The organism is Agrobacterium sp. 16-172Ci (assembly GCF_053522725.1).
Genome location: NZ_JBNWBW010000033.1, coordinates 17,025 through 43,052 on the forward strand (window position 1 = coordinate 17,025; position 26,028 = coordinate 43,052).

Below are 26,028 nucleotides of genomic sequence, written 5' to 3' on the forward strand. Positions count from 1 at the left end.
AGTCTCATCATGATCAGCGAAGACCTGCGCCAGGCGGCGGCAGATGCCATATTGAAGGCAGAGACCGATCGCAAGCCGATCGTCCAGCCAAGCAAGACCTATCCTGACCTCGATCTGGAAGATGCTTACCGCATCCAGGCGCTCTGGGCGCAGTCGCGTGTCTCTCGCGGCGCACGCATTATTGGTCATAAGATAGGTCTGACTTCGCGCGCCATGCAGATGGCGTCGAAGATGACCGAACCCGATTATGGTGTCATTCTAGACGACGCGCTTTACAACGACGGATCTCAAATCAGGACCGACCTGTTCATCAAGCCGCGTCTGGAGGTCGAGCTGGCGTTCATCATGGGTGAAGACCTTGAAGGCACGGGCACCCGTATCTACGACGTCATGCGGGCAACGGAGTTCATCGTGCCGGCGCTTGAGATTATCGACTACCGGACTGACGTGCCGCGCGCCATCACCGATACGATCGCCGACAATGCCGCCTTTGGAGCAATTGTCGTCGGCGGGCGCGTGATACGCCCCATGGATATCGATATCCGTTGGGTCGGGGCAACGCTTTCAAAAAACGGGATCATTGAAGAGTCCGGAGTGTCGGCGGCGATCATGGGTCACCCTGCCGCGGGTGTCGCTTGGCTGGTCAACAAATTGCACGCCGTTGGCGGCGGCTTGAAAAAGGGGCAAATCGTCCTTGCGGGTTCGTTTACCCGGCCGGTCGATATCCTCAAGGGTGATGTCATCCAGGCCGACTATGGTCCTGTTGGCTCAATCGGTGTTTCTTTCGTGTGAGGTTGAAAATGGAACTTCCTGTCAATCAGTTTAAAGCGAAGCTGCGCGCAGGCAAAAGTCAAATCGGACTGTGGTGCGGGCTCCCAGGAAGCTACGCGGCAGAGATCGTCGCACCGGCCGGCTTCGACTGGCTCCTCTTCGATACCGAGCACTCCCCCAGCGACGTACTGACGGTGCTTCCCCAGTTGCAGGCGGTGGCACCCTATCAGGTGTCGCCGGTGGTGCGGCCCGCGGTCAACGATCCGGTGCTGATCAAGCGCTTCCTCGATATCGGCGTCCAGACGCTCCTGATCCCTTATATTCAGAACGCGGAGGAAGCTAGGGCCGCCGTGGATAGCACGCGCTATCCGCCTGCGGGTATTCGTGGCGTCTCGGCTCTAACGCGAGCAACGCGTTTTGGGCGGGTCAAGAATTACGCGCAGAATGCCGTCCAGGAGCTGTGTGTTCTTGTGCAGGTTGAAACACGGGAAGCCTTGGCGCATGTCGAGGCCATAGCCTCGGTTGACGGCGTCGATGGCGTATTCATCGGCCCGGCCGATCTCGCGGCGAGCTTTGGGTACCCGGGCCAACCCGGTCACCCGGAAGTGGTCGCTGCGATCGAAGCGACGATCACCAAGCTGAAGCGCCTCGGGGTCCCGGCCGGTATTCTCACGCCTGATGAGACCTTTGCAGCCCGCTGCATCAAGTTGGGAACGCTGTTCACCGCAGTCGGGGTCGACGTCGCCCTCCTTGCTCGCGGTGCGGAGAAGCTCGCGGGCCGGTTTGTGGAGACAACGTAAATATGCCCGCTCTCGCCTTCGATATCGGTGAGATCGCGCCGACGGGGTCGATACGCGCGGCTGTGAACATCGCAAATGCCGCTCTGGTTCGTTTCGGAGCGAACCGGCGAACTGACAGGACCAAGCGTCGATCTTGCGAAATCGTTGGCGGCCGAAATCGGCTGCCAGCTTTTGGTCAAAGCGTACCCGTCTGCCGCGGCGATCATGGCGGCATACGAACGGAACGACTGGGATATAGCATTCATTGCGGCTGATCCATCGCGCGCAGACCGCTTTGATTTCTCGCCGCCGTACGCGTTCGTCGCCGCAACCTATCTTGTCCTACGAGATTCTCATATTGACTCGGTCGCTGAAGTCGACGTTCCCGGCTGCCGAATCTCGGCGGCAGGGGAGGCGGCGTATACCAAGCAGCTTGAAAGGCTGCTTAGGCATGCCGCAATCGTTTATACTGAAAGCCCAACAGCTGCGATTGAAATGCTGAAGACTGGAGGATGCGATGCGGCCGCGGGATTAAGAGATTTCCTCCAGGACGCTGCAGCGCAAGGTGAGCGATTGCGCACATTAGAGGACACGTTTCTTGAGATTCCGCAAACTGTTGCTATCCGGAAAGGGACGAAAGCAGCGCCGTTCGTGTCGGATTTTGTGGGCACGTACGTCAAGAATTCTTTCGTCCCATAACCACCATGAGACAGATTGTGACGGCAGTTGGCGGTCGCCAGCTCAGGTCAAGAGTTTTACGCGCCCGGCCCTTCGTTCCTTGAAGCTTGCCGGGCAGGCGGTCCTCGGACGGCCCTGTTCAAGAGATTCCGATTTAACCTTAAGGGCCGGCGGCCCCACGCTTTCCGGGCCAGGCTGCCAGCGCGACGTCGACCAAAGCCTTTAACCTGGCCGTACATGCGCCGTCGCAAGCCTGCGCAGACATGCCCTGAATGATGGCGCCGTAAAAGCGGGCGAGCGTATCCGTGTCGGTTTGCGTGGGTAGTTCGCCCTCGCTGACGGCGCGGTCGAACCGCGTCTTGAGAATCTGTATTGCCGCCTCGCGCAGTCCTGCCGTTGTGCGGGCGACGGAGGCGTTTGCTTCCGAATGCTGGAGAACGGCGGTGGACACGATGCATCCGCGCGGTTTGTCGGGCTGGGTATGTCCTTCAGCAATATCGTAAAGGTAAGAGGCGAGCGCCTCGTAGGCGGGTATTTGCGCCTGCAGCACCTCGGCGCGGCGTTCGCTTTGCTGTGCAATGCTATGATCGAGCGCCAGCCGGAATAATTCTTCCTTTGAACCGAAGGTCGCGTAGAGGGACGGCGGGGTGATGCCCATCGCCTGGGTGAGGTCCGCTATCGAGGTTCCCTCATAGCCGTGTTCCCAGAACAGCCGGGCTGCGACATCGAGCCCGGCATTCCGATCAAGCAGGCGCGGTCTACCGCGTTGTTTTCGCGTCGTTTCAGACATTTTTGTATCGATCACTATAAAAATATTGACAGATCATGGTCGGATTTTATTATAACGATCGCTAGTTAAATCGCAACGGAGTGATCCATGTCTCAGAAACTATCGAACAAAGTCGCCCTCATAACAGGCAGTTCCCGCGGTATCGGCCGTGCGGTGGCCCTGGCGTTTGCGAAAGAGGGCGCCGGTCTTATCGGCGTCCATTATGGTGCGAACCCCGATGCGGCGCAGGCAACGATCCGCGAGATCGAGGCTCTCGGTTCGAAGGCGGTCGCTCTCAATGCCGATCTGCGGGCCGGGAAAGCGGCGACGGACAGCTTGTGGGAGCAGTTCAGGGAAGCCGCGGTCGCTTTCACCGGCTCGCCATCGCTTGATATTCTCGTCAATAATGCGGGCATTGCCCCGGCGACATCGTTGAAAGAAACAACGGAAGCCGCGTTCGACGCGTTGATGACGATCAACTTCAAGGCGCCATTCTTTCTCATTCAAGCCGTTGCCGATCATCTCCGCGACAATGGCCGCATCATCAATGTCTCGACCGGTTTCACGCGCATCGCGGCGCCGACGCACCCCGCCTATGCGGCGTCCAAGGGTGCGCTTGAGACATTGACGCTGGCGCTCGCCCCAGAATTCGGCCGACGCGGAATTACGGTCAATTCGGTGCTGCCGGGTGTCACTGAAACCGACATGAACGCCGAATGGCTGGCAGCGCCGGAGGCCCGTGCCGGTGCTGAAGCCCTCTCTGTCTTCTCACGTGTCGGACGCGCCGACGATATTGCGGACGTCATCACATTCCTTGCGTCGAACGATGCCCGCTGGACGACTGGACAGATGATTGATGCGACAGGCGGTGCGCGGATTTGATCCAGGCATAGCAAATATCCCTGGGCGAGCGGCGTCGGGCGGTTTCGCCTGACGCCTGCCGATAGATACTAGCCGCGCTTGCCTGCCCACCGCAGATTCTGGGTTTGCCCGCCATAACCATAGGCATCGCCATCGACGGCGTGAACCAGCACATAACTCGCCTCGTGCACGGGGCCCAGCAGGGCGTTCATCTCGCTATAGACCCGCCGGACCCATTCGGTCGTCTCGTCCTTTATGTTGGTGTGTTCCGTAATCGAAACCTCGACATAGAAGCTTCCGACCTTCTGGTCGGCGACGCTCGATCCGGCGATGATCCAGTCATCGGGATCGGCGCTCTCGACGAGAACCGCGGTGACAGCCGGGTCCTTGTGCAGGATTTCCGCCGTGAGGCGAGAAAGAAGAGCCGCGACTTCCAGCTTTGGGTCGCGTCCGTTCCGGGGTTTGGTGTAGCGCGCTTTGATCATGGGCATGGTCTTGTCTCCTTGTTGCCGAGACACCTTGCGCAAATTTCTTCATAATGAGAATATGGTGTTGGATATTCCATACATAGCGATTTTATATGATTGATCTCGAAAGCGTTCGCCTGTTCATTTTCTCCGTAGAGCTCGGCAGCCTGACAAAGGCGGCGGAGGCGGCAGGAACCGTGCAACCGGTCGTCAGCCAAAAATTGAAGATGCTGGAGCAGCGTGTCGGCCGGCGGCTGATCGATCGTTCGCCGCGGCATCTGCGGCTCACGGAGGATGGCCAGGTGTTCCTGCCGAAGGCTCGCGAGCTGCTCGCCAAACACGAGGAAGCACTGACCTTCGGTCATGAATCGCCGCTGCACTTTAGCCTGGCCGCCAGTGACCACGCGATCGGGGGCCGCCTTTCGGCGGCCATACGCGCGATGCGGGCGGCACTCCCCGCCAATGCGGTGATTGACGTGAATATTGGCTTTTCCCTTCACGTGAAGGAAAGTTTCGCGTCCGGACAGGCTGACGCGGCCATTATCCGGCGTAACGGCGGTGGCTCAGACGGCGAAATCCTGCGTACCGACAGGCTGGGATGGCGGGCCGCCCCGGGCTGGCGGCCACGCTCCAAGGGCGCCATTCCGCTGGTGTCGCTGGGGCCTGGGTGCGGTGTGCGGGAAATTGCGGTGTCGGAGCTTAGAAGAGCCAGCGTCGAGTGGCGCGATGCTTTCACCGCTGGAAGCTGTTCGGTACTCCATGAAGGAATTCTTGCAGGTGCGGGTGTCGCGCCGATGGGCGATATTAGCGCCCGTGGCCTGCCCGACAGGGGTTTGGAACTTGGGCTGCCTTCGTTGCCGCCTTCCGATATCGTTCTTCTTTCCCGCGCAAGAACGCCCGCACATGCATCGGCGATCAGAGCCCTGGCCGCAGCGGTATCGGGCACCGGCGACTAGGTTGAGGAGCGGTTCCCGCCGCTTTTAGGTATTTCCGCTCCAGCCCGTCATTAAGTTCGCCGGCTACCTATCGCGATGGCTCCAATGCCTTTTCCAGCACCGGATCCCGACCGCGCATATAATCGTCGAAGCTGAGATCAACAGAGATGTCGGGTGAAAGGGAGATATTGCGGGGCCCAAATGCGACGGTCGCCCAGTAGCAGGTTCGGACATCGCTGCAGCCTTGCTCGTAGTCTTCGAATTCGGAGCTATATCGGACGCTTATCCCTGAGTTTGGCAGCGTTATTTTATCGCCTTCCGCCCAGAACCTGCCGCCATCCCCCATTTTTTCGCCGATAAGAGATACCCGCTCGCCTCCGCTTCCCTTTATCAAGGCTGCGGTGACGATGCCTGCGGAGAACGTCGCGCGTCCCACAAGGACAGAAATCCGCCCTTTATCAGGGAGAAGTCGTGGCAGTGCCTGTGCAAAGAGAATGCTGTTGAAGAAATCGCCGCCGTTGTTGAAACGGAGATCGACAACGATGTGCCTCGGCTGGAAAGGCAGGATGTCTTTGTGAATGATGCCGCCGAATTTTTCGACGAGCGGCTTATCGTCGACACTTCGCGCCGTATCGTTTCGAATGTAGAGCGTGGTTTTTCCGTCATCGAGAAAAGACGCGGTTACATCGCTTCGTTTGCTGTATAAGCGAGGCCTTTCTTTTAGTTGATCGAGCACATGCGGCCAGCGCCGTGCGGTCCCTTCCGCATCCGGGATGAGAACCGCATAGCCTCTGTTTAGCCCGGCGCTGCGCTCATCGCCCGGGTCTTTCGCTACAACAGGCAAATCCACCGTCTCCAGCGTTCCGGAGCCCAGATTCAGCGTCAGCGGTGTTTTCGCGGTGTCGTCAATGGCGCCTATATGCCGCAGCACCCTCGGCGTCACCAGATAACCGGGACTGAGAAAGTGGATTCTCTGATCTGTGCCCGCAAGATAGGGCTTGAGCTGGTTTTCCGCCTCCGCTGTCGTGAGTGAGCCGATCTTTTCTATGCGCGCACCGAGCAGATGCGCATAGTCCGGATGGGCCTTTACGACATAGAGGCCTTCGGCAAACCACCACAGGCGAATGGGCAGGTCGCCGCCCAGAAAAGCGCCGATATTGGCGTTCGTATGGCCGTTCCGGGCAATCGCAACAGATCGCATGATCTCCATCGCGAAAGCTTCCGGGCTCAAGCGATCAACTTCACTTTCGATAGAGCTGACATGGCGCTCGAATGCCTGCCGTTGATCCGGGCTAAAGCTTTTATCGAGAGGCGCCCATCGCTGTTTAAGCGCCGACAGATCCTCCCGCATCTGCCGGGCCGTCAGTGAATTCTCGTTTGCATATCCCGTAAGCGGCAGGATCGCGAGAAAGCCAAGGACAAGCTTGTGACGGGAGGCCGTTCTCATGGGAACAACCCCTCGCCACGTGCGTGAATGATGACGTCAGCCCGCATTGCTTAAATCCATGTAAGCGGGTTCAAATTCGTGGCCATCGGGATCGGCGAAGGTGCGGAGATACATGAAACCCAGATCCTGGGGTTCGCGGACATCCGCTTGCCCGCCCGCTTTTGCCGCGGCGTCAACCATGGCGTCGACCTCTTCGCGGCTGTCGCGCGAAAGAGCGATCAGCATGCCGCTTGTTGTATGGGCATCGGCGAGCGGTTTGGCGGTGAAGGTCTTGTAATAATCGTGCCGCAGAAGCTGGAAGGTGATGGTCTCCGACCACACCATCGAGCTTGCGTCTTCGTTGGAAAACTCTTCGTTCTTCACGCAGCCGATTGCCTCATAGAAGGCGGTCGAAACGGTCAGGTCTTTCACCGGCAGGTTCAGGAAAATCATTTTGGCCATTGTCTTTCTCCTCATGTTGGAACGGGGTTACAGAAAAGTCTGCTGAAAGGTCTCGCTCGGATGGATGCAGATGATCTCCAGCCGGTCAGTGCCGATATTTTCGAAGCGATGGGGGATATTTGCAGGCCCAACGACGATGTCTCCCGACGAGCCGCGCGCCCGCTGATCGCCGATTGTGAACTCGGCCTCGCCTTTGCGCACCACCCAGGTTTCGGCATAGGGATGAACATGCAGATCAGGGCCGCGACCCGGATCGGCATTGACGAGAAAGATGGATACGGCGCTTCCGTATTCGCATCCTTCATAACGCACCGTCCGGCTCTGGCCGGGGTTCGGTTCCTGATGACGGCGTATGGAAAACATCTGGTCTCCTCCCTGAGACAAAACTATCTTCGCGAGAAGATATATGTGCAATTTATCTTCCTGTCAAGATATCTGTCTTCTCGCAAAGATATATTCACGAAGCAGGCAAAGCCGTATATGGTTTTCGACGTGGCGATGGGGTGATGAGATGAAGCAGGCGATGCCGGAGACAACGATGGATCGGACGATGGAAGCTGACAGGGAAGATCATGTCGACCGTCTCCGTGGCCAGTGGGCGCGGGAACTGCCTGATATCGACACGGAACCGATGGCCATCTTCGGGCGCGCCAAGCGGCTCAGCAACCTTCTGGCGCCATCAATCGGGGAGACATTTGCCGGTTTCGGTCTCGACCGCGGCGAGTTCGATGTCATCGCAACATTGCGCCGGTCAGGACCGCCCTACCAGCTGACGCCGACGGAAATGTATACGACGCTGATGCTGTCCTCGGGCGGCCTGACGCACCGGCTTGATCGACTGGAAAAGGCCGGGCTTATCGAGCGCAGAAAATCGAAGCTCGATGGGCGCAGTGTCGTTGTCTGCCTCATGCCGGCGGGCATAGAGCTGGCGGAAAAGGCGTTTCGTAAGGACATGAAAAGCGAACTGAGTTTCCTGCAAGGGCTCACTCCGGACGAGCGCGACAACCTCGCGGCGCTGCTGAAAAAGCTGGTGCTGGATATCGAGGCCCGTCTTTAGCTTCTGACGCAGTTCTTTTATTCGAGCGATCTGCAAATCAAAGGCTGTTTGCCGGCACCAGCGGTTCGCGCCACCACTGGCCGAACCATGCCCTAGAAGCATCTTTCTCAAGCGATCACTGTGTTTTCCAGGTCTCGAGCAGCATCCTCACAAATTTTTCGGCGGCTGGGGAAAGAGCGCTGCTTCGCCTTTGCACGATGCCTATCGTACGGGAGACCACGGGGTTGACGATTGGCCGGGTGATAAGGAATGGGTGATCGTCCTGCGGCGTTGCCAGCCGTGGCAGGACAGAAATGCCAAGTCCGGCTTCGACGAGACCGAGCGACGTGTTGAGGTGCGTCACCTCATAAAACCAGTTCAATTTTAGATTGTGTCGCGCAAGCGCGCTGTCGAGAAGCGTCCTGTTGCCGCTCGAACGGTCCACGACGACCAGCGGATAGGCCTCCAGCTGGTTCCACTCGATTGTCTCGAAGGCTGCCAGAGGGTGGTCTTTCCTCATCGCCAGCACGAAGGGGTCATCGATGAGCGGCTCGAATGAAAGCTCGGGATCGGAATTGCCCATCAGGTTGATGCCGAATTCCACCTCGCCTCTGGCGACCGCCTGCAGACCCTCATTGGCTGTCAGATCCCTGATCCGTAGCCTTATATGGGGATACTGCTGGCTGAAGGTCTTGATGACGGTGGGAAGAAAGTAAAAGGCGGCGGTGGGAACGCAGGCCATGGTGATAAGCCCGCGCCGTTGCGCGCCGTCCTTCATGGCAAAAAGCGATCCGTCAAACTCCTCGAGCATGCGCCGAACGAGCGGCATGACTTCCTGTCCCATGGCGGTGGGGGCAACGTGGCGCGTCGTTCTTTCCAGAAGTGGCGCGCCGATGGCCTGCTCCAGCTTCTGGATACGGCGGGTAAGCGCCGGTTGCGAGATATGCAGCGCCTCGGCGGCCCTGTGGAAACTGGCCAGTTCAACCACCGCTTGAAACGCCCGCAAATCCAGAATTTCACAATTGATGCTCATAACGCAATAAATCTCCAAAACATTGCATTTAACAGATTAGACTCTTTTGCTCATATTGCAACAACACGGCGCATTGATCCGCCAAATGCAATATTGAGGCAACCCATGAACGATCTGCTGAAGATACCCTGTGTGCTGATGCGCGGTGGAACGTCGCGTGGACCGTTCTTTCTCGCATCCGATCTTCCCCGTGATCGGGCAGACCGGGACGCGGCCCTTCTTTCCATCATGGGATCTGGCCATCCGTTGCAGATCGACGGCATTGGCGGGGGCAATCCGGTCACGTCCAAAGTTGCGATTATCGGCCCTTCCACGGTCAGGGGCGCTGACATCGACTATCTGTTTGCGCAGGTTCGGACCGACAGGCAGTATGTCGACTATTCGCCAAACTGCGGAAACATGCTGGCCGCCGTCGGGCCCTTTGCCATCGAAGCGGGGCTTGTCGAAGCGCAGGGCAGGGATACTCTTGTGCGAATCCATAACGTGAATACCGGCAAGCTGATCGAGGCGAAGGTTCCGACACGCGGCCGCGAGGTTATTTATCTCGGCGACGCCTCGATCGACGGAGTTCCGGGTCTGGCGGCGCCCATCGCATTGACATTCATGGACGCGGCCGGTGCGAAAACCGGCAAGCTTCTGCCGACCGGAAAGCCGGTCGATCTGATCGATGGCGTCAACGTGACTGCCATAGACTGCGCCATTCCGATGGTTCTCATCCGCGCAGCCGATCTCGGCGTGACGGGGTACGAGGATCCGCAAACCCTGAGCGCTAACAAGGATCTCATCGCACGGATGACCCGCATCCGCATCGAGGCCGGAAAGTTGATGGGAATGGGTGATGTGAAAGACATGGTCATTCCGAAACCGGTGCTCATTGCACCTGCCCGCAGAGGCGGCACTCTTTCGGTACGGTATTTCATGCCCAACGAGTGTCATCCTGCATTGGCGACGACCGGTGCCGTTGGCATCGCAACCGCGGCTGTCACCAAAGGCTCCATCGCTTATGATGCGGCCGGAGGCCTTTCGGTGCCGATCCAGATCCGCATCGAACATCCCGACGGCCGCCTCGACGTGCAGCTGGAGATGCGAAACGGTGCAATAACGGCCGGACTCGTAAGAACGGCGCGCAGGCTTTTTGAAGGCTTTGCCTTCGCCAAACCAACCGCTGCGATTGAAGACGCAGCCTAGACGCGGCCATAGTGGCGCAAAATATCGTCAAACCGGGAGGAGACCCTTATGCGTAAATATCTGCTTGCAACCGCGGCGCTCTGTGCGCTGGCGGCATCTGCCAATGCCGAATCCGTCAGGATGAGCGTTGGCTCGTACAACCTCAACAACCTGCCTTTCCCCGTGGCGGCGAGCCTTGGTTTCTACAAGGAGGAGGGCCTTGATGTAACGACCGAGAACTTTGCCCAGGGCGGATCGAAGGTTCTGCAGGCGCTTGTCGCGGGTTCCACGGACGTTGCCGTGGGCTTCTACGATCATACGATCCAGATGCAGTCGCAGAACAAGCACGTGGTAGGCTTTGTGCAGCTTGCCCGCAACTCGGGCTTGGTTCTCGCCGGCAAGAACGACACGGATTTCGATCCGGCCAAGCCCGAGACGATCAAGGGCAAGAAGGTCGGCATCACGTCGCCCGGCTCCTCTTCGGACTTCTTCATTCGCTATTACATGAAGCAGCATAATCTCAGCGACAACGACATCTCCATCATCGGGGTCGGTTCGGGCGCTGCGGCCGTTGCAGCCCTGCAGCAGGGCAAGATCGATCTGCTCGTCAATTACGACCCTGCCGCAACCATCGTCGTGGAGCGCGGGCTGGGCAAGATCCTCATCGATGCCCGTAGCGATCAGGGCGCAAGGGATGTCTATGGTGGCATCTATCCCACCTCGGTCCTTTACGCCACGCAGGACTATATCAACGCCAATCCGGAAGTGATCCAGAAGGTCACCAATGCGACGGTTCGGGCGCTGCACTGGATGAAGCAGCATTCTGCGGAGGAAATCGTCGCAAAGCTGCCCGATGATTTCGTGTCCGGCGACAAGCAGACCTACATCAAGGCCGTTGAAGCGGCCAAGGCGATCTTCTCCGAAGATGGCAAGTTTGAGCCTGCGGATCTCGAAACACCGCTGGCCGTTCTGAAAAGCTTCAATGATGCGGTCGCCAAGGCGACGATCGATCTCAACACCACCTACACCAACAAGTTCGTCGAGGCTGCGGCCTCGAAGGCCGCAAACTGAGAGGCCGCCATGTCTTTGCCAGCCAGAAAGCTAGAACCCGTGACGCAACTCGAACCCCAGCCGATGGTGGCAATCGACGACGTGACCATGGCGTTCGGTTCGTTTGTTGCGGTTCAAAACGTCAATCTCAAGGTCGGCGATGGCGAGTTTCTCTCCATCGTTGGGCCGACGGGATGCGGAAAGTCCACCATTCTCAACGCCATCGCAGGCCTGTTGAAGCCAGCGCAGGGCAAGGTTTCCATCGACGGTTCGCTCGTTAAGGGTGTACAGAACAACATCGGATATCTGTTCCAGCAGGACGCGCTTCTTCCCTGGAAGACCGCGTTTCAGAATGTCGAGCTTGGGTTGATGTTCCGGGGCGTTCCCGAAAATGAGCGGCGCGCCAAGGTCCAGGCCTGGCTTGAAAAGGTCGGCCTCAAGGGCTTCGGAGACCGCTTTCCGCACCAGCTCTCCGGCGGACAGCGCAAACGCGTGCAGATGGCGCAGGCGCTCATCACCGAGCCGAAGGTCATCCTGATGGATGAACCCTTCTCCGCATTGGATATCCACACCCGCCACCTCATGCAGAACGAGTTACTGCGCCTGTGGCAGGAGGACCGCCGTGCGGTGGTCATGATCACCCATGATCTGGAAGAAGCGATTGCGCTCGGAGACCGGGTTGTCGTTCTCGCTGCCGGCCCGAAGAGCCGCGTCATCGAGAGCTTCCCTGTCGATCTCGAGCGGCCCCGCAACGTCGCGGAAATCAAACTCGATCCAAAATTCATGACGCTCTATCGCGATATATGGGCGTCCCTGCGTGGCGAAGTGGAGAAAAGCTATGCAAGCCGTTAATGTTCGTATCATCCAGATCGCTCTTCTGGTCGTGCTTTTGGGCGGGTGGCAGCTCGGTGTGACCTCGGGCGCCATCGACCGCTTCTTCTTTCCGGCACCCTATGACATCGTCAAACAGGTGATTGACTGGGTTGCCGATGCCGGTTTTTACAAACATGTCGGCATCACGCTGAGCGAAACCGTGCTGGGCTATCTCATCGGTACAGGTCTCGGTGTCGGCGCCGGCGTCTGGCTGGGCCTCAGCCCCTTCGTCGCGCGGGTGCTCGATCCGTTCATCAAGGCCGTGAACGCCATTCCGCGTGTCGTTCTGGCTCCGATCTTCGTGCTCTGGCTCGGTCTTGGCCTGTGGTCCAAGGTTGCGCTTGCGGTTACGCTCGTCTTCTTCGTCACCTTCTTCAACGCCATGCAGGGCGTGCGCGAAGTGAACCCGGTCGTGCTTTCCAATACCCGCATTCTGGGCGCCAAGCGTTCGGATCTGCTGCGTCACGTCTATTTCCCGGCGGCGGCGAGCTGGATTCTATCGTCGCTGCGCACCTCCGTCGGATTTGCAGTGGTCGGCGCAATCATCGGTGAATATCTGGGAGCTTCCGCCGGTCTCGGCTACCTGATCGCCCGCTCGGAAGGCAACTTCGATGCGGTCGGCGTCTTCGCAGGCATCATCATTCTGGCGGTGTTCGTTCTTGTTATTGACCTCATTCTGGATTTTGCGGAGAAGAGGTTGATTACCTGGCGACCCAATGCAGGCGAGGAGCGTCCCGCATAAGCGGACTGAAATAAGATCATTTCCGTTGGGGCGGTCCGTGATCGCCCCTTTTTAAATAGCTGAGCCTTGCAAGCGAAATGGGGACGTCCAAATACTTCCATCCGCTGGACAAATTGCACATGCTGGACATCTACTACGCTGATTTCGACACCACCGTCATACCCTCGGACCCGGGCTGCCTGGAATTCGCCGGCTCCATCGATGTCGATGCGCACCGTTCGCTTCCAGCCCTGTTCGACAAGGCCCGGCGGGCAGGCGTCGATGGAAGGCGGCGTGGATATCCTGTCGCCTCTTTTGCTTGTGTTGCTGGTGCTTCTTGCCTTGCCGGCGCTGTCATGGGTCTTTTACGGGCTGATGATCTTGCGAGCCTATGCGGCAGTACCGCCCCCACCGGTTTCGGATGGAATATTGTTTGAGGCCGACAAGGTTCCCGCCCTTGCCGACGAGCTCGAACCGGTCTGCGGCGTGGCGAATTGTCAGCACTTGCCTATCCCGGGTAACACTTCATTTAGTGATTTTGTGAAATCTAAAATACGCAGGTTCCAAGGTTTCATCGGCGGAGCCGGTAGAACAAGCGGACCCATGACGACCCGCCCGGCGGCGGCTCGAAAAAGGCATCCGCTTGTCGCCCTATGAGGAGGGGCAACAGCTACCCGCGATGTTTCATTATATATTCCCCGGCCTCCTGAGAGGGCGGCTGGAGGAGTGCTTGCCTTGAGGCCATTCATGTCTTTCCTGAACAATACCAAGATAAAAACGAAGGTCGTTTTTGTCATCTCGTTGATGAGCCTGATGTCGCTTTCCGGAATAAGCTACGTCAGCCTGCAATATAAAGGCACCGACAGCGTCTATAGCGATTTCATCGGCCATGAGGCCCTTGCTGCGGTTCTGAACGCCAGAACCAGCGGGAACCTCAATGCACTTGGCATGCAGATGCTTCGCGCCAGCCTTAACGACCCGGCCAGCGCTGATTTCGAAGCTGCCGTCAAAACCTTCCGAGCCGACCGTAAGCAGCTCGAGGAACGCCAGAACAAGATCATGGAACTGGTGCCGGCGCGCACGGATGCCGCCCGCGATATCCTCAAGGGTGTTGTCGAAGTCGAGGAGACCGGCAATCAGGTCATCGCCCTCATGCAGGCAGGGCAACGCGCCGAAGCGCAGCAGATGGCGCTCAACGTGCTTCGGAAAATTGCCGAAGTCTCGCCAAAGATCAGCGCCGGCAATGAGCAGCTCATCCAGGTGATGAATGAGGGGAGAGAACGCCTTACAGCCAGCACCAATACGACGATCTGGACGGGCCTGATTACGCTCGCGCTCGTTTCGCTGGCCGTTATCGCACTTGGCCTGCTCATTTCCTCCCGGGGCATCACCACCCCGATTGCGCGGCTTCGCGCGCGTATGGAATCGCTCGCGGCCGGTGATACGGTAAGCGAAATTTCCGGAATGGATCGCAGGGATGAAGTCGGCCAGATGGCCGCTGCGGTTCAGGCGTTTCGCGAAAGCGCAATCGAACGCCTCCGGCTTGAGAATGAAACGGAGGCCAACCGGTCGAATTCTGAAAAGGACCGGATCGAGCGCGAGAAACAGAAGGCCAGGGAAGCTGCCGACGTGCAGTTTGCCGTCGACAATCTTGCTACGGCCCTTTCGAAGATCGCCCAGGGCGACGTTACTTACCGGATCGGTCAGCCGTTCGTCTCCGGTCTTGACGGAATCCGCGGCGATTTCAACCGGGCTGCGGAACAGTTGCAGTCGACCTTGAGCCAGGTGGCGCAGAACGCGCGCGGCATCGACGCCGGCGCCAACGAGATAAGGTCTGCGGCGGACGATCTGGCGAGGCGTACGGAGCAGCAGGCTGCCGCCGTTGAAGAGACTGCGGCTGCGTTGGAAGAGATCACCACGACGGTGAAGGACGCCACGAAACGGGCGCAGGAAGCGGGTCACCTCGTCGGCCGTGCAAAAGTCGGCGCTGAAAAATCCGGAGAGGTGGTGCAGCAGGCCGTCGCTGCAATGGAGCAGATCGCGACATCCGCCAATGAGATTTCCAACATCATCGGCGTGATCGACGAGATCGCGTTCCAGACAAACCTTCTGGCGCTGAATGCCGGCGTGGAAGCTGCCCGTGCGGGTGAGGCGGGCAAGGGCTTTGCCGTTGTCGCGCAGGAAGTTCGCGAACTGGCGCAACGCTCTGCCGGTGCGGCCAAGGAGATCAAGAACCTGATCACGACTTCCAACGGTCAGGTTCAGCAGGGCGTGCAGCTGGTTGGTGAAACCGGCAAGGCGCTGGAACTGATCGTGACGGAGGTGCAGGAAATCAACCGGCACGTTGCCGCCATCGCGGAATCAGCACAGGAGCAATCCTCCGGCCTTCAGCAGATCAATACGGCCGTGAACCAGATGGATCAGGACACCCAGAAGAACGCCGCCATGGTGGAGGAAAGCACGGCCGCCAGCCACGGGCTTGCACGCGAGGCGTCTTCGCTGAACGGGCTGATCGCACAGTTCAAACTGTCCGAAGGCGGTTATGGCGAGGCCTCCGCGCCCGTGCGCACGGCATCGGTCGCCGACAGGCCCGCAGCCTCTCCCGCGCGTGCGCTTGGCGGCAGGATAAGGGCGGCGTTTTCAGGCAATGCCGCGTTGAATACCGCCCCCGACAACTGGGAGGAGTTTTGATCCTTGCCCTGCCTTTACGTCGCGCTCGGTTGAGGCGCTGAAAGCATCGCCCTAGATATTGACACCGGGGATCGGAGATCCCCGGTGTCCTGCTTTTGGGCAATATCCGCCCGTTGAGGGCATGAGCGGCTTTCCGCTCCGGCGCTTGCAGCGACCGCCTTGCCCTGTGTGAACCAGTCGTGCTTCGGCCCAAATACGCGAAAGCATTTCTCAAAATATGCGGCTTTTGGAATGAGCGCCTTTGATAGCCTATTAAAAACATAGAAAATACACACAAAAGAAGGGCGAACGGATATGAAGATCCTTGGCATTTCCGGTAGTGTGAAGCGGCCGTCCCGCACGGCGCACGTCGTTGAACGAATTGTTGCCGCGATCGGGCGGACGGCGAAGGTTGAAACCGACCTCATCGATCTTGCCGATGCCGCCCCGGTTCTATTTCGGGCATTGCGCGCAGATGAGCTCGACGAGGCCGGGCGTGCGATTGTTGATGCCGTGGAGGCTGCCGATGTGCTCGTCGTCGGTTCGCCGGTCTATCGCGCGTCCTATACGGGCGCGCTCAAGCATTTATTCGATCTCGTCGATTTTCGTGCCCTGCAGGGTCGACGCGTGATCCTTGCCGCGACCGGCGGCTCGCCGCTGCATGGCCTGATGCTGGAACACCAGTTCCGTCCGCTGTTCGGCTTCTTCGGCGCTGTCACCGTGCCGACGACGGTTTATGCCATCGAGGCGGATTTTACCGGATACACGCTTTCAAACCCGGCTGTCGAAGCGCGCATTGAGCGCGCCGTCGCCGATCTGTTCGAGCTTTTACCCGCCAAAGCGCTTGGCGGCGGCGATCACCATCCGACCCTTTCCGTCGTTTCACGCGAAGCGGCTGCCAACTGAGATTGAGAGGAATTTATCATGACCGCACGCACAGCCGAGCCCGTTAAATTCGCCTATTGGGTTCCGAATGTTTCCGGTGGCCTTGTCATCTCGAATATCGAGCAACGCACCAGCTGGACAATCGACTATAACCGCAAGCTCGCGCAGATCGCGGAAGCGAGCGGTTTTGACTATGCGCTGAGCCAGATTCGATTCACGGCCGGTTACGGCGCCGAGTTCCAGCATGAATCCGTGTCTTTCAGCCATTCCCTGCTGGAGTCGACAAAGACGCTGAAGGTCATAGCCGCCATTCTGCCGGGGCCGTGGAACCCGGCGCTCGCTGCAAAACAGATCGCCACGATTAACCACCTCACCAATGGCCGCGTTGCGGTCAACATTGTCAGCGGCTGGTTTCGCGGCGAGTTCCATGCCATCGGCGAACCGTGGCTCGACCACGACGAGCGCTATCGCCGCTCGGAGGAGTTCATCCGTGCATTGCGCGGCATCTGGACGGAAGACAGCTTCACCTTCCGCGGCGATTTCTATCGCTTCAACAATTATTCCCTGAAGCCGAAACCGATCGATCCGCAGCCTGAAATCTTTCAGGGCGGTTCTTCGCGCGCAGCCCGCGATATGGCGGCCCGCGTTTCCGACTGGTACTTCACCAACGGTAACACCCCGGAAGAAATTGCAAGGCAGGTCGATGACATCCGTGCCAAGGCGACTGAGAACAATCATTCGGTCAAGGTCGGCGTAAATGCCTTCGCCATCGTGCGTGAGACGGAGGAAGAGGCAAAGGCCGTGCTTGCCGAAATCATCGAGAAGGCCAATCCGGAAGCGGTCAACGCTTTTGGCCATGAAGTGAAGAATGCCGGCAAGGCCTCCCCGGAAGGAGAGGGCAACTGGGCGAAATCCAGCTTCGAGGATCTCGTTCAGTACAATGACGGTTTCCGCTCTAACCTCATCGGCACCCCCCAACAGGTGGCGGAGCGCATCGTGCGCCTGAAGCGCGCCGGCGCGGACCTCATCCTGCTCGGTTTCCTGCATTTCCAGGAGGAGGTCGAGTATTTCGGCAAGCACGTCATTCCGCTGGTGCGCGCACTCGAAGAGGCCGAGGAGAGCGCGGCGATTGCAGCCGAATAACGCAGGCAGAAAAGGTGGAGCGGCGGCCTTTGCCGCTCATCCGCCGAAAGTGCCGCAGCCGGACCGGACGGGACGCATGCGTTCGAACTTGCGCGGCCTGACACGCATCGCTGTGAATTTTTCGTCCGGGCTGCTAAAATTGGACGTTATTCGGGGCGAGCCGTCGAGGTCGCGTGAGTTGGAATGTCAGTGAGCCGGAAGAATGCCATTGTCGCCATCATAGGCGGTGGATTTAGCGGGGCAGCGATTGCCCTCCATCTCCATCGAGCCGCTGGGGCGTTCGAAAATGTGCGGATCGTGGTGTTCGAACCGAGAGCGGCATTGGGCGCGGGGCTTGCCTATTCCACGCCGGAGCCGGCCAACCGGATCAACGTGCCGGCCGGGCGCATGACGCTTTATCCTGATGATCCGGATAATTTCCTCCACTATCTCGACAGGTCGAACGCGCTTGCGGGCGATGCAGCAGCGGTTTTGCCCGATGGGCAGGCCTATCCGCAACGCAGGGTCTTCGGCGCCTATGTCGCGGCCGAGATCGCGCCTTTGCTGGATGCGGGCATTGTTGAGCACAGGCGCAGCACGGTGAAGCATGTGGCTCGCCATGCGGATGGCTGGGAGCTGCAAACCGCAGAGGGCGACAACCACTTCGCGGACATCGTGGTGGTTGCGACGAGCCATCCGCCGCCGGCGCTTCCGCAGGTGTTGAAACCGCTTGCCGGCCATCCGAAACTGGTGGCGGACTTGAATGCGGACGCCGCGCTGGAAAATATCGCCGCGGGTGACCGCATTCTGATCGTCGGCAATGGCTTGACCGCGGCTGATGCCTTTGCCGCGCTCCACCGGCGCGGCCATCACGCGCGGGTCGTTTCGCTGTCGCGCCGCGGTTTGCGGTCGCGTGGCCATCCGGCCTTGCCGCAGGAACCCTACGGCGATTTCGTCGATCCGCCGTCCAAAAGCGGGTCGGAACTATTGCGGCGGATTCGAGAGGCTGTGCGAGTGTCGCAAGCGGGCGGTGCGAGCTGGCATGGCGTTCTGGACGCCGTTCGCCTGCAGGGACGCGACATATGGCGGAACCTTCCGCTGATCGAAAAGCGCAGGGTGGTGCGGTGGCTGCGGCCCTTCTGGGACGCGCACCGGTTCAGGATCGCGCCGCAGGTGGAGAAACTTCTGGATGCGGCCATAATTTCGGGCCAGCTACAGATCGTCGCCGGGTCGCTTGTGTCCGCAAAGGCTGGCGAAGACGGTTCGTTGCATGTCGATCTGCGGTTTCGCGGTAAAAGGGAAATCGCGCGGCTCGACGTCGATGCGATTGTCGTGACAACCGGTCCCGCCCATGGTGGAATTCTGAAATCGCAGGCTTTTCTTTCCGGTCTGGAGCAGGCGGGTCTTCTGACCTTTTGCCCGACGGGGCTGGGCATCCGCTGCGACGAGCGATCCCGCGCCATCGACAGCCGCGGCCAGGCCATTGAAACGCTGCTGATCGGCGGTCCGCTGGCGCGCGGAACCTTCGGTGAACTGATGGGCCTGCCCCAGGTTACCGAGCACGCGATCTTCGTTGCCGGAGAGATCGCACGGAACCTTGCGCCAGCGGCGAGCAGCCCGGCCCCGGTCTGATCGCAACCTGACGCGGGGTTGGTGAGCCGGCGAGATGGCGGCTGCCATCAGGCGATGGCAGTTATCCCGGCCCGGTTATTTCCCTGTTCGCAGGCTAAAATCAGACGTCCAGATAAGACAAAATGGTTGCAGCGACGTCAGACGTCTCCTGCGTTTCACTCGAAGCCGCCACTGATGTGCTGGTCGCGCTGCCCTGGGTCGAAGTCGTCTCGTTGGTGGTTGAGATCAGGGAGGCGATATCCTGGACAGAGCTGTTGGTGGTCTTGGCGCTGTTCAAGGCCGTAACCTGCGCCGATGTCATGGCGGCGACCTGGCCTGGCGTGAAGGCTGCCGCCTGGGATGCCGTCAGGGCAGCGAGCGTACCCGTGCCCAATCCCGAGATCGCGCTCGAACTCAGGCTGATGATCTGTTCGGCGGAAAATGCCGTCAGGTCGTCGCCGCCAAGCGCGGCTGCCTGCAGCGCGTTGAGGACGCTGACCTGTGACAGTGACAGCGCTCCGATTTGCGCAGACCCCATCGCCGCGACCTGACCGTAGCTCAGCGCAGCCACCTGGCCCGTCGTCAAAGCGGCGATCTCCTGAGAAGACAGGGAGGCCACGACGGTGGCGGACAGTCCCTTTATCGCCGTCGAACTGATGGCGGCAAGTTCGCCGGTCGAGAATGTATCCAGATCGTCCGCCGTCAATCCCGCAAGTCCGGCCGAACTCAATGCGGCGATCTGGCTGGTGGAGAGAGCTTCGATCTGGTCCTTGCCGAGGGCATTGATCTGATCGCTGGTCAATCCGGCGACGCCAGCCGTGCTCAGGGCCGCAACCTCGGCGGTGGAAAGAGCGGCGATAAAGTCCGTGGACAGTCCCTTTATCGCGCTTGAGCCGATAGCCGCGAGTTCCTCCGTCGAGAAGGTTTCCAGCATCTCGGCAGACAGGCCTTTGAGCGCGTCCGAATTCAGCGATGCTATCTGCCGGGTGGATAATGTCTGGACCTGTTCAATGCTCAACGCGCCGGTCTGCGCGCTGCCAAGGCCCGCAATCGCCTTGGCGTCCAGAGCCGCTATCTGGCTGACGGAAAGGGAGGCGATGTCGGCCGTATTCAGGGCCGCAACCTGTTTGGAGGTGAGGGCGCCGATCTGCGCATTGGTCAGCGCGCTCACCTGACCGGTGCCGAGAGCCGCGATCTGATCCGTGGTGAGGCCCGGTATTGCCGCCGCGCCGAGTGCGGCGATCTGAGCGGTCGTCAACGAGGCGATCGTGGCTGTCGACAGGCCCGCGACCGCATTCGAACTGATGGCAGCCAGCTCGGCGGCAGTGAATGTATCGAGATCGCCGGCGCTGAGGGCCGCGATCTGTTTCGAACTCAGAGTGCCGATCTGACCACTGGTCAGGGCCTCGACCTGAAGGGTGTCGAGGGCCGTGATCTGATCGGTGGTCAGGCCCGCCGTGCCCGCAGTGCTGAGGGCGGCGATCTGGGCTGCCGAGAGCGAGGCGATACTGGCCACGCTCAGAGCCGCAACCTGTCTGGAGGTGAGGGCGGCGATCTGGGCGCTGGTGAGGGCATCCACCTGACCGGTGCCGAAGGCCGCGATCTGGGCGGTGGTCAGGCCGGGTACTGCCGCCGCGCCGAGGGCTGCGATCTGCGCCGTCGTCAGCGAAGCGATTGCCGCTGTCGACAGGCCCGAGATCGCACTCGAGCTGATGACAGCCAGTTCGGCGGCGGTGAATGTATCAAGGCCACCGGCGCTGAGGGCCGCAATCTGTTTTGCGCTGAGGACGCCGATCTGAGCACTGGTGAGGGCCTCGACCTGAGCGGTGTTGAGAGCGGCGATCTGATCGGTGGTCAGGCCCGCTATGCCCGCCGTGCTGAGAGCGGCTATCTGGGTTGCCGAAAGCGAGGCGATGCTGGCCACGCTGAGGGCGGCAACCTGTCTGGAGGTGAGGGCGCCGACCTGAATACTGATCAGGGCGTCGACTTGATCGCTCGTCAGGACGGCGACCTGCCCGGTGTTCAACCCTTCAACGCCAGCCGCACTCAAGGCTGCGACCTGGGCCGTGGTCAGCGACGCTATGGTCTCCGTTGACAAGCCCGGGATGGCGTTTGAACTGATCGCGGCAATGTCCTTGGTCGAGAACGTTGCCATGTCGTCCGTACCCAAGACCGCAATCTGTTTCGAGCTGAGAGCACCAACCTGTGTATCGGTCAAAGCCTCGACCTGCGCGGTATCGAGGGCCGCGATCTGATCAGTGGTCAGGCCCGTTATGCCCGCCGTGCTGAGGGCGGCTATCTGGGCTGCTGACAGCGAGGCGATGTCAGCCACGCTCAAGGCCGCAACCTGTTTGGAGGTGAGTGCCGCGATTTGGGTACTGGTCAGGGCGTCCACCTGATCGCCAGTAAGCGCTGCAACCTGTCCGGTGCTCAACCCGCCAATGCCAGCCGTACTCAGCGCTGCGATCTGTGCTGTCGTCAGCGACGCTATGGTTTGGGTGGACAGGCCCGGGATTGCATTCGAGCTGAGGGCGGCAATGTCCTTGGTCGAGAACGTCGCCATATCCTCCGCGCTCAGGGCCGCTATCTGCGTCGAGCTGAGAGCGCTTACCTGAGCGCTGGTCAAGGCCTCGACCTGCGCGGTGCTGAGGGCGGCGATCTGCGCGGTGTTCAACGCACCGATGCTTTGCACGTTCAGGGCGGCAATCTGGGCTGTCGTCAGGGAGGCGATGGTCTCTGCCGACAATCCGGAGATCGCACTGGAACTGATCGCGGCGATATCCTTGGTCGAGAATGTCGCAATGTTATCCGCGCTCAAGGCGGCGATCTGTTTCGAGCTGAGAGCGCCGACCTGGGCGGTGGTCAAGGCCTCGACCTGGGCGATACTCAAGGCGGCGATCTGCGCGGTGCTCAACGCACCGATGCTTTGTACATTCAGGGCGGCAATCTGGGCTGTCGTCAGGGAGGCGAGGGTCTCTGCCGACAGTCCTGCGATTGCGCTGGACGTGATCGCGGCGATGTCCTTGGTCGTGAATTTCGCCAGATCGTCCGTCCCCAGCTGCGAAATCTGTGTGGAGCCGAGATTGACGATCTGCGCGCTCGTCAAGGCTTCGGCCTGGCTGGTGGTGAGGGTCGCCAGCTGTTGCGCGCTTAGTCCCGTAACGCCCGCAGCGCTCAGGGAGGCGATCTGGGCCGTTGAAAGAGCGGCGATGTCGTCTGTGCCGAGGGTGGCAATTTGTGCCGCGCTCAACCGCGCCATCTGCTTGGTCGACAGCCTGGAAACCTGATCGGTGCTGAGGGCGGCGATCTGGCCGGTCGAAAGTCCGAGGATGCCGGAGGTGCTCATTGCCGCAAGCTGGGCCACGGAAAGCGATGCTATATTGTCCGTGCTCAAGGCCGCAATCTGCCCCGAGCCGAAAGCCGCGATCTGGGCTGTGGTCAGGGCCGCGATCTGATCGATGCTGAGGGCCGCAACCTGATCGCTGGTCAGACCCTTGATGCCCGATGTGCTCAACACGGCGGTTTGGCTGGTGGACAGGGCGGCCACATCGTTGCCTAGGGCGGCGACCTGAACCGAACTCAAGGCCTTGATCTGCGCGGTGGATAGAAGGCTGACCTGATTGCCGCTCAGGGCTTCGATCTGATCGGAGGTGAGGCCGGTGATGGCGCTGGTGGTGAGGGCGCCGATCTGAGCCGTGGTGAAGGCCGCGATAACATCGGTGTTCAAGCCCGACATGGCTTTATTCGTGATCGCTGCGATATCGGCGGTCGAGAATGTCGCCAGATCCTCGATGCTCAGGGCTGCAAGCTGCGCTGAACTCAGGGACTTCACCTGCGTCGGAGACAGCGCCTCAACCTGCTCGGTGCTCAGAACTTCGATCTGATCGGCCGTCAGGCCGGCAATGGCGCTGGTGGTCAGGGCGGCGATCTGGGCGGTGGACAGCGCCGCGATTGCGTCCGCGCTCAGGCCGGACATGGCTTTGCCGGTGATTGCCGCGATATCGGCGGTCGAGAATGTTGCTATGTCCTCGGCGCTCAGGGCCGCAAGCTGGATCGAGCTCAGCAACTTCACCTGTGCCGAGGACAGCGCCTCGACCTGCTGGGTGCTGAAGGCTTCGATCTGGTCGGCTATCAGGTTTGCGACCACGCCGGTGCTGAGGGCGGCAATCTGAGCGGTTGACAGGGCCTCGATCTGAGCCGCGCTCAAGGCCTGGAACTGCGCTACGCCGAGGGCGTTCATCTGGGCCGTCGTCAATGCGGCGATCTGCTCTCTGGTCAGCGTGCTGATCGTCTCCGTGCCCAGACGGGGCATGGCTTTGCCGGTGATCTCCGCTATATCGGCGGTAGAGAATGTCGCGATGTCTTCCGCGCTCAGCGCCACGAATTGCGCCGCGCTCAGCGACCTCACCTGTTCCGGCGACAGGGCTTCGACCTGGCTGGTGCTTAAGGCGGCGATGTGCGTCGTCTTGAGTGCGGCAATCTGGGCCGTCGTCAATGCGGCGATCTGAGCGGTGCTCAGGGTTTCGATCTGGTCGATCGTCAGGCCGGCAATCGTGCTTGCGCTGAGGGCGGCGATCCGATCCGGGCTAAACGCTGCGATTGCCTCGGTGCTGAGGCCCGGCATGGCCTTGACGGTGATCGCGGCGATGTCGGCGGTCGAGAATGTCGCTATGTCGTCTGTGCCGAGGGCAGCGAGTTGCATCGAGCTCAGCACTTTGACCTGCGCCGGCGACAGGGCTTCGGCCTGTTCCGGGCTCAGGACCGCGATCTGGTCGGTCGTCAGGCTCGCAACGGCGCTCGTGCTCAGGGCCGCGATCTGCTCGGGGGTAAGCCCTGCGATCACCTCCGTGCTCAGGCCCGGCATGGCTTTGCTCGTGAGCGCTGCGATATCGGCGGTTGAGAACGTCGCTATATCTTCAGCGCTCAGGGCGGCAATTTGCGTCGCATTGAGGGCGCGCACCTGAGATGAGGTCAAAGCCTCCGCCTGTTCCGTCGTCAGGGCATGGAGCTGGGTGGTGGTGAGCGCAGAAATCTGGCTCGAATTCAGGCTTTTGATGGCGTATTGATCGAGAATGTTGAGCTGATCCAGTGTCAGGCCAGCGATGGCGCCCTGCGAAATGGCGCTCAACTGTTGTGAGTTGAGGACTTTCACATCCTCCACATCCAGTGCCGCGATCTGATCCGAGGAGAGCGCCTTGATCTGCGTTGTAGAGAGCGACGCGACGTCCTCGGTTGTCCAGGCCGCGACCGCCTCTGTCGAGAGATATCTGATCTGATTGACGTTCAGGGAAGAAATGATCGACGTCATGTCTGAAAAATCCTAAAGTCCAGGCCCAACAGGTGGATTTTCCGCCCGAGCCCACCAGAGGGGCATCGGTTACGCAGGTCCACCATTTTTCAGATGTTGAGTACGCAATCGGGCTTGCCTGAACCTTAAGTTGCTACGCTTCAGCCGCCGTCACCTCAAAGGGGTGAATGCAGAAATGCCGGCATGGGAGCGCCCTCCGCTCGCCGGGCGAGATAGAGCCGGGCGGTGTCGAGCGCCTCTCGAATGGTCGCATCCATGTCGAGATAACGGTAGGTCCCGAGCCGCCCGACAAAGGTTACCGACGCTTCCCGCTCGGCGCGCGCCACATATTCGGCGAGCTGTTCTTTGTCCTCGACCAGCCGGATGGGATAATAGGGAATGTCCTGCGGGCCGCATTCATGGGAGAATTCCCTGTAGCAGACGGAGCCGGCATGATCTTCCCACGGAGAAAAGTGCTTGTGTTCGGTGATGCGGGTAAAGGGCACCGAAACGTCGCCATAATTCATCACCGCACAGCCCTGATAATCGCCGTCATAGGTGAAACGTTCGAAATTGAGCGTCCGGTACGCCAGACGGCCGAATTCGAAGTCGAAATAGCCGTCGAGCGGACCGGAATAGAAGACGTGTGCGGAGGCCGGCGCTTCGGCGCGCTGGAAATGGGTGCCAAGTTTGACGCTGATATTCGGATGATCGAGGATGCGTTCGATCATGTCCGTATAGCCGGTTTCCGGCATGCCCTGATATTTGTGGAAGAAGTAGTTGTCGTCATAGTTGAAGCGCACGGGCAGGCGTTTCAGGATCGAGGCCGGCAGTTCCGTCGGCGAGCAACCCCATTGTTTCTCGGTGTATCCCTTGAAGAAGGCTTCATAGAGATCGCGGCCGACGAAGCGCAGCGCCTGCTCCTCGAAGGTCTGTGGATCGGTAATCGACTTGTCGGCCTTTTCCTCGATAAAGGCTCTGGCTTCATCGGGCCGGAAATTCTTGCCGAAGAACTGGTTGATCGTGTGCAGATTGACCGGCAGCGAATAGACGCGCTCACCGCTCGTCGTTTTGACCCGGTTCTTGTAAGGCATGAATGTCTGAAAGCCGTTCACATAGTCCCAGACTTCCTTGTCGTCGGTGTGGAAAATATGCGGACCGTAAACATGCACCATAACTCCGGTCTCACCGTCGCGTTCGGTGTGGCAATTGCCGGCAATGTGATCGCGGGCATCGACGATATCGACCCTGTGGCCTGCCAGTGCCAGCTCCCGGCCAATGACCGCGCCGGAAAGCCCGGCGCCCACAATGACAATTCTTTCGTCCGCGAACATTGCTAAGTCAGTCCTGTTCATCCATCGCCTTGCGGGCGGTCAATATTTGTCGGGAGGCGCCGCACGGCGCTTGTCCTTGCCGGTGTCGTTC

General features: G+C 59.9%; 23 protein-coding genes. 15 read left to right on the forward strand and 8 right to left on the reverse strand.

Going from position 1 to position 26,028, the window contains the following annotated elements; translation table 11 throughout:
- The first annotated feature begins 9 nt into the window (after positions 1-9).
- From hpaH to ACQZ40_RS23000, 3 genes are all read left to right on the forward strand, one after another.
- Positions 10-792: a 2-oxo-hept-4-ene-1,7-dioate hydratase gene (gene hpaH, locus ACQZ40_RS22990; RefSeq protein ID WP_174037173.1), complete on the forward strand. Its 783-nt coding sequence runs from the start codon at positions 10-12 to the stop codon at positions 790-792.
- An 8-nt stretch (positions 793-800) separates the two neighbouring features.
- Positions 801-1,571 carry a 4-hydroxy-2-oxoheptanedioate aldolase gene (gene hpaI / locus ACQZ40_RS22995; protein WP_448748721.1) on the forward strand — a complete coding sequence of 257 codons (771 nt, stop codon included), beginning with the start codon at positions 801-803 and terminating at the stop codon, positions 1,569-1,571.
- Positions 1,572-1,646: 75 nt separating this feature from the next.
- The gene (locus ACQZ40_RS23000) at positions 1,647-2,249 is read left to right on the forward strand and encodes a transporter substrate-binding domain-containing protein (protein ID WP_448748722.1); all 603 of its coding nucleotides are present in this window, start codon (positions 1,647-1,649) and stop codon (positions 2,247-2,249) included.
- 139 nt (positions 2,250-2,388) lie between these two features.
- Here the strand turns inward: ACQZ40_RS23000 and ACQZ40_RS23005 are convergent, their stop codons facing one another.
- Entirely contained in the window at positions 2,389-3,018 is a 630-nt protein-coding gene (locus ACQZ40_RS23005; protein WP_448748723.1) for a TetR/AcrR family transcriptional regulator, read from the reverse strand.
- 87 nt (positions 3,019-3,105) lie between these two features.
- Here ACQZ40_RS23005 and ACQZ40_RS23010 point away from each other — a divergent pair, with 87 nt between their 5' ends.
- Positions 3,106-3,879 (forward strand): SDR family NAD(P)-dependent oxidoreductase, encoded by a 774-nt coding sequence (locus ACQZ40_RS23010; protein WP_174037176.1) that lies wholly within the window; start codon positions 3,106-3,108, stop codon positions 3,877-3,879.
- Positions 3,880-3,947: 68 nt separating this feature from the next.
- Here ACQZ40_RS23010 and ACQZ40_RS23015 read toward each other — a convergent pair whose 3' ends face one another.
- A complete protein-coding gene (locus ACQZ40_RS23015; RefSeq protein WP_065657473.1) occupies positions 3,948-4,349 on the reverse strand; it encodes a tautomerase family protein in 402 nt (133 codons plus the stop codon).
- 89 nt (positions 4,350-4,438) lie between these two features.
- Between ACQZ40_RS23015 and ACQZ40_RS23020 the strand changes: the two genes are divergently transcribed.
- Positions 4,439-5,281 carry a LysR family transcriptional regulator gene (locus tag ACQZ40_RS23020; RefSeq protein ID WP_448748724.1) on the forward strand — a complete coding sequence of 281 codons (843 nt, stop codon included), beginning with the start codon at positions 4,439-4,441 and terminating at the stop codon, positions 5,279-5,281.
- Positions 5,282-5,348: 67 nt separating this feature from the next.
- Here the strand turns inward: ACQZ40_RS23020 and ACQZ40_RS23025 are convergent, their stop codons facing one another.
- From ACQZ40_RS23025 to ACQZ40_RS23035, 3 genes are read right to left on the reverse strand one after another with little or no spacing between them, the layout of a single operon-like run.
- Positions 5,349-6,707: a peptidase S41 gene (locus ACQZ40_RS23025; protein WP_448748725.1), complete on the reverse strand. Its 1,359-nt coding sequence runs from the start codon at positions 6,705-6,707 to the stop codon at positions 5,349-5,351.
- A gap of 36 nt (positions 6,708-6,743) precedes the next feature.
- Positions 6,744-7,148 (reverse strand): VOC family protein, encoded by a 405-nt coding sequence (locus ACQZ40_RS23030; RefSeq protein WP_174037179.1) that lies wholly within the window; start codon positions 7,146-7,148, stop codon positions 6,744-6,746.
- A 27-nt stretch (positions 7,149-7,175) separates the two neighbouring features.
- On the reverse strand, positions 7,176-7,511 hold the full coding sequence (locus ACQZ40_RS23035; protein WP_003523945.1) for a cupin domain-containing protein: 336 nt from the start codon (positions 7,509-7,511) through the stop codon (positions 7,176-7,178).
- Between the two features lie 148 nt (positions 7,512-7,659).
- Here ACQZ40_RS23035 and ACQZ40_RS23040 point away from each other — a divergent pair, with 148 nt between their 5' ends.
- Complete coding sequence (locus ACQZ40_RS23040) at positions 7,660-8,205, forward strand: MarR family winged helix-turn-helix transcriptional regulator (protein ID WP_448748726.1); 546 nt, start codon at positions 7,660-7,662, stop codon at positions 8,203-8,205.
- A 115-nt stretch (positions 8,206-8,320) separates the two neighbouring features.
- Here ACQZ40_RS23040 and ACQZ40_RS23045 read toward each other — a convergent pair whose 3' ends face one another.
- On the reverse strand, positions 8,321-9,217 hold the full coding sequence (locus ACQZ40_RS23045; protein ID WP_174037182.1) for a LysR family transcriptional regulator: 897 nt from the start codon (positions 9,215-9,217) through the stop codon (positions 8,321-8,323).
- Positions 9,218-9,322: 105 nt separating this feature from the next.
- Here ACQZ40_RS23045 and ACQZ40_RS23050 point away from each other — a divergent pair, with 105 nt between their 5' ends.
- The 9 genes from ACQZ40_RS23050 (at position 9,323) to ACQZ40_RS23090 (ending at position 19,337) form a co-directional block, all read left to right on the forward strand.
- On the forward strand, positions 9,323-10,405 hold the full coding sequence (locus ACQZ40_RS23050; RefSeq protein ID WP_448748739.1) for a 4-oxalomesaconate tautomerase: 1,083 nt from the start codon (positions 9,323-9,325) through the stop codon (positions 10,403-10,405).
- A 48-nt stretch (positions 10,406-10,453) separates the two neighbouring features.
- A complete protein-coding gene (locus ACQZ40_RS23055) occupies positions 10,454-11,455 on the forward strand; it encodes an ABC transporter substrate-binding protein (RefSeq protein ID WP_003523942.1) in 1,002 nt (333 codons plus the stop codon).
- Between the two features lie 63 nt (positions 11,456-11,518).
- On the forward strand, positions 11,519-12,286 hold the full coding sequence (locus ACQZ40_RS23060; RefSeq protein ID WP_003510194.1) for an ABC transporter ATP-binding protein: 768 nt from the start codon (positions 11,519-11,521) through the stop codon (positions 12,284-12,286).
- The gene (locus tag ACQZ40_RS23065) at positions 12,273-13,049 is read left to right on the forward strand and encodes an ABC transporter permease (RefSeq protein ID WP_003523941.1); all 777 of its coding nucleotides are present in this window, start codon (positions 12,273-12,275) and stop codon (positions 13,047-13,049) included. Before ACQZ40_RS23060 ends, ACQZ40_RS23065 begins: the two co-directional genes overlap by 14 nt.
- A gap of 201 nt (positions 13,050-13,250) precedes the next feature.
- Positions 13,251-13,685 carry a hypothetical protein gene (locus ACQZ40_RS23070; protein WP_236781202.1) on the forward strand — a complete coding sequence of 145 codons (435 nt, stop codon included), beginning with the start codon at positions 13,251-13,253 and terminating at the stop codon, positions 13,683-13,685.
- A 90-nt stretch (positions 13,686-13,775) separates the two neighbouring features.
- Positions 13,776-15,719, forward strand: a complete 1,944-nt coding sequence (locus ACQZ40_RS23075) for a methyl-accepting chemotaxis protein (RefSeq protein ID WP_174040143.1) — start codon at positions 13,776-13,778, stop codon at positions 15,717-15,719.
- 294 nt (positions 15,720-16,013) lie between these two features.
- Positions 16,014-16,604, forward strand: coding sequence for an FMN reductase (msuE, locus tag ACQZ40_RS23080; protein WP_174040144.1), 591 nt, complete (start codon positions 16,014-16,016; stop codon positions 16,602-16,604).
- 18 nt (positions 16,605-16,622) lie between these two features.
- Positions 16,623-17,726 carry a dimethylsulfone monooxygenase SfnG gene (gene sfnG, locus ACQZ40_RS23085; protein WP_174040145.1) on the forward strand — a complete coding sequence of 368 codons (1,104 nt, stop codon included), beginning with the start codon at positions 16,623-16,625 and terminating at the stop codon, positions 17,724-17,726.
- 183 nt (positions 17,727-17,909) lie between these two features.
- Entirely contained in the window at positions 17,910-19,337 is a 1,428-nt protein-coding gene (locus tag ACQZ40_RS23090; protein WP_448748727.1) for an FAD/NAD(P)-binding protein, read from the forward strand.
- 100 nt (positions 19,338-19,437) lie between these two features.
- Here the strand turns inward: ACQZ40_RS23090 and ACQZ40_RS23095 are convergent, their stop codons facing one another.
- Together ACQZ40_RS23095 and glf are read right to left on the reverse strand one after the other, a co-directional pair.
- Positions 19,438-24,624: a beta strand repeat-containing protein gene (locus tag ACQZ40_RS23095; protein WP_448748728.1), complete on the reverse strand. Its 5,187-nt coding sequence runs from the start codon at positions 24,622-24,624 to the stop codon at positions 19,438-19,440.
- A gap of 155 nt (positions 24,625-24,779) precedes the next feature.
- The gene (glf, locus tag ACQZ40_RS23100; RefSeq protein WP_065657459.1) at positions 24,780-25,937 is read right to left on the reverse strand and encodes a UDP-galactopyranose mutase; all 1,158 of its coding nucleotides are present in this window, start codon (positions 25,935-25,937) and stop codon (positions 24,780-24,782) included.
- Between the last annotated feature and the right edge of the window lie 91 nt (positions 25,938-26,028).

Bases quoted from the DNA above. Each gene is read 5' to 3' on its own strand.
- hpaH (WP_174037173.1), top strand. From the start codon at position 10: ATGATCAGCGAAGACCTGCGCCAGGCGGCGGCAGATGCCATATTGAAG.
- hpaI (WP_448748721.1), top strand. From the start codon at position 801: ATGGAACTTCCTGTCAATCAGTTTAAAGCGAAGCTGCGCGCAGGCAAA.
- ACQZ40_RS23000 (WP_448748722.1), top strand. From the start codon at position 1,647: ATGCCGCTCTGGTTCGTTTCGGAGCGAACCGGCGAACTGACAGGACCA.
- ACQZ40_RS23005 (WP_448748723.1), bottom strand. From the start codon at position 3,018: ATGTCTGAAACGACGCGAAAACAACGCGGTAGACCGCGCCTGCTTGAT.
- ACQZ40_RS23010 (WP_174037176.1), top strand. From the start codon at position 3,106: ATGTCTCAGAAACTATCGAACAAAGTCGCCCTCATAACAGGCAGTTCC.
- ACQZ40_RS23015 (WP_065657473.1), bottom strand. From the start codon at position 4,349: ATGCCCATGATCAAAGCGCGCTACACCAAACCCCGGAACGGACGCGAC.
- ACQZ40_RS23020 (WP_448748724.1), top strand. From the start codon at position 4,439: ATGATTGATCTCGAAAGCGTTCGCCTGTTCATTTTCTCCGTAGAGCTC.
- ACQZ40_RS23025 (WP_448748725.1), bottom strand. From the start codon at position 6,707: ATGAGAACGGCCTCCCGTCACAAGCTTGTCCTTGGCTTTCTCGCGATC.
- ACQZ40_RS23030 (WP_174037179.1), bottom strand. From the start codon at position 7,148: ATGGCCAAAATGATTTTCCTGAACCTGCCGGTGAAAGACCTGACCGTT.
- ACQZ40_RS23035 (WP_003523945.1), bottom strand. From the start codon at position 7,511: ATGTTTTCCATACGCCGTCATCAGGAACCGAACCCCGGCCAGAGCCGG.
- ACQZ40_RS23040 (WP_448748726.1), top strand. From the start codon at position 7,660: ATGAAGCAGGCGATGCCGGAGACAACGATGGATCGGACGATGGAAGCT.
- ACQZ40_RS23045 (WP_174037182.1), bottom strand. From the start codon at position 9,217: ATGAGCATCAATTGTGAAATTCTGGATTTGCGGGCGTTTCAAGCGGTG.
- ACQZ40_RS23050 (WP_448748739.1), top strand. From the start codon at position 9,323: ATGAACGATCTGCTGAAGATACCCTGTGTGCTGATGCGCGGTGGAACG.
- ACQZ40_RS23055 (WP_003523942.1), top strand. From the start codon at position 10,454: ATGCGTAAATATCTGCTTGCAACCGCGGCGCTCTGTGCGCTGGCGGCA.
- ACQZ40_RS23060 (WP_003510194.1), top strand. From the start codon at position 11,519: ATGGTGGCAATCGACGACGTGACCATGGCGTTCGGTTCGTTTGTTGCG.
- ACQZ40_RS23065 (WP_003523941.1), top strand. From the start codon at position 12,273: ATGCAAGCCGTTAATGTTCGTATCATCCAGATCGCTCTTCTGGTCGTG.
- ACQZ40_RS23070 (WP_236781202.1), top strand. From the start codon at position 13,251: ATGTCGATGCGCACCGTTCGCTTCCAGCCCTGTTCGACAAGGCCCGGC.
- ACQZ40_RS23075 (WP_174040143.1), top strand. From the start codon at position 13,776: ATGTCTTTCCTGAACAATACCAAGATAAAAACGAAGGTCGTTTTTGTC.
- msuE (WP_174040144.1), top strand. From the start codon at position 16,014: ATGAAGATCCTTGGCATTTCCGGTAGTGTGAAGCGGCCGTCCCGCACG.
- sfnG (WP_174040145.1), top strand. From the start codon at position 16,623: ATGACCGCACGCACAGCCGAGCCCGTTAAATTCGCCTATTGGGTTCCG.
- ACQZ40_RS23090 (WP_448748727.1), top strand. From the start codon at position 17,910: ATGTCAGTGAGCCGGAAGAATGCCATTGTCGCCATCATAGGCGGTGGA.
- ACQZ40_RS23095 (WP_448748728.1), bottom strand. From the start codon at position 24,624: ATGACGTCGATCATTTCTTCCCTGAACGTCAATCAGATCAGATATCTC.
- glf (WP_065657459.1), bottom strand. From the start codon at position 25,937: ATGTTCGCGGACGAAAGAATTGTCATTGTGGGCGCCGGGCTTTCCGGC.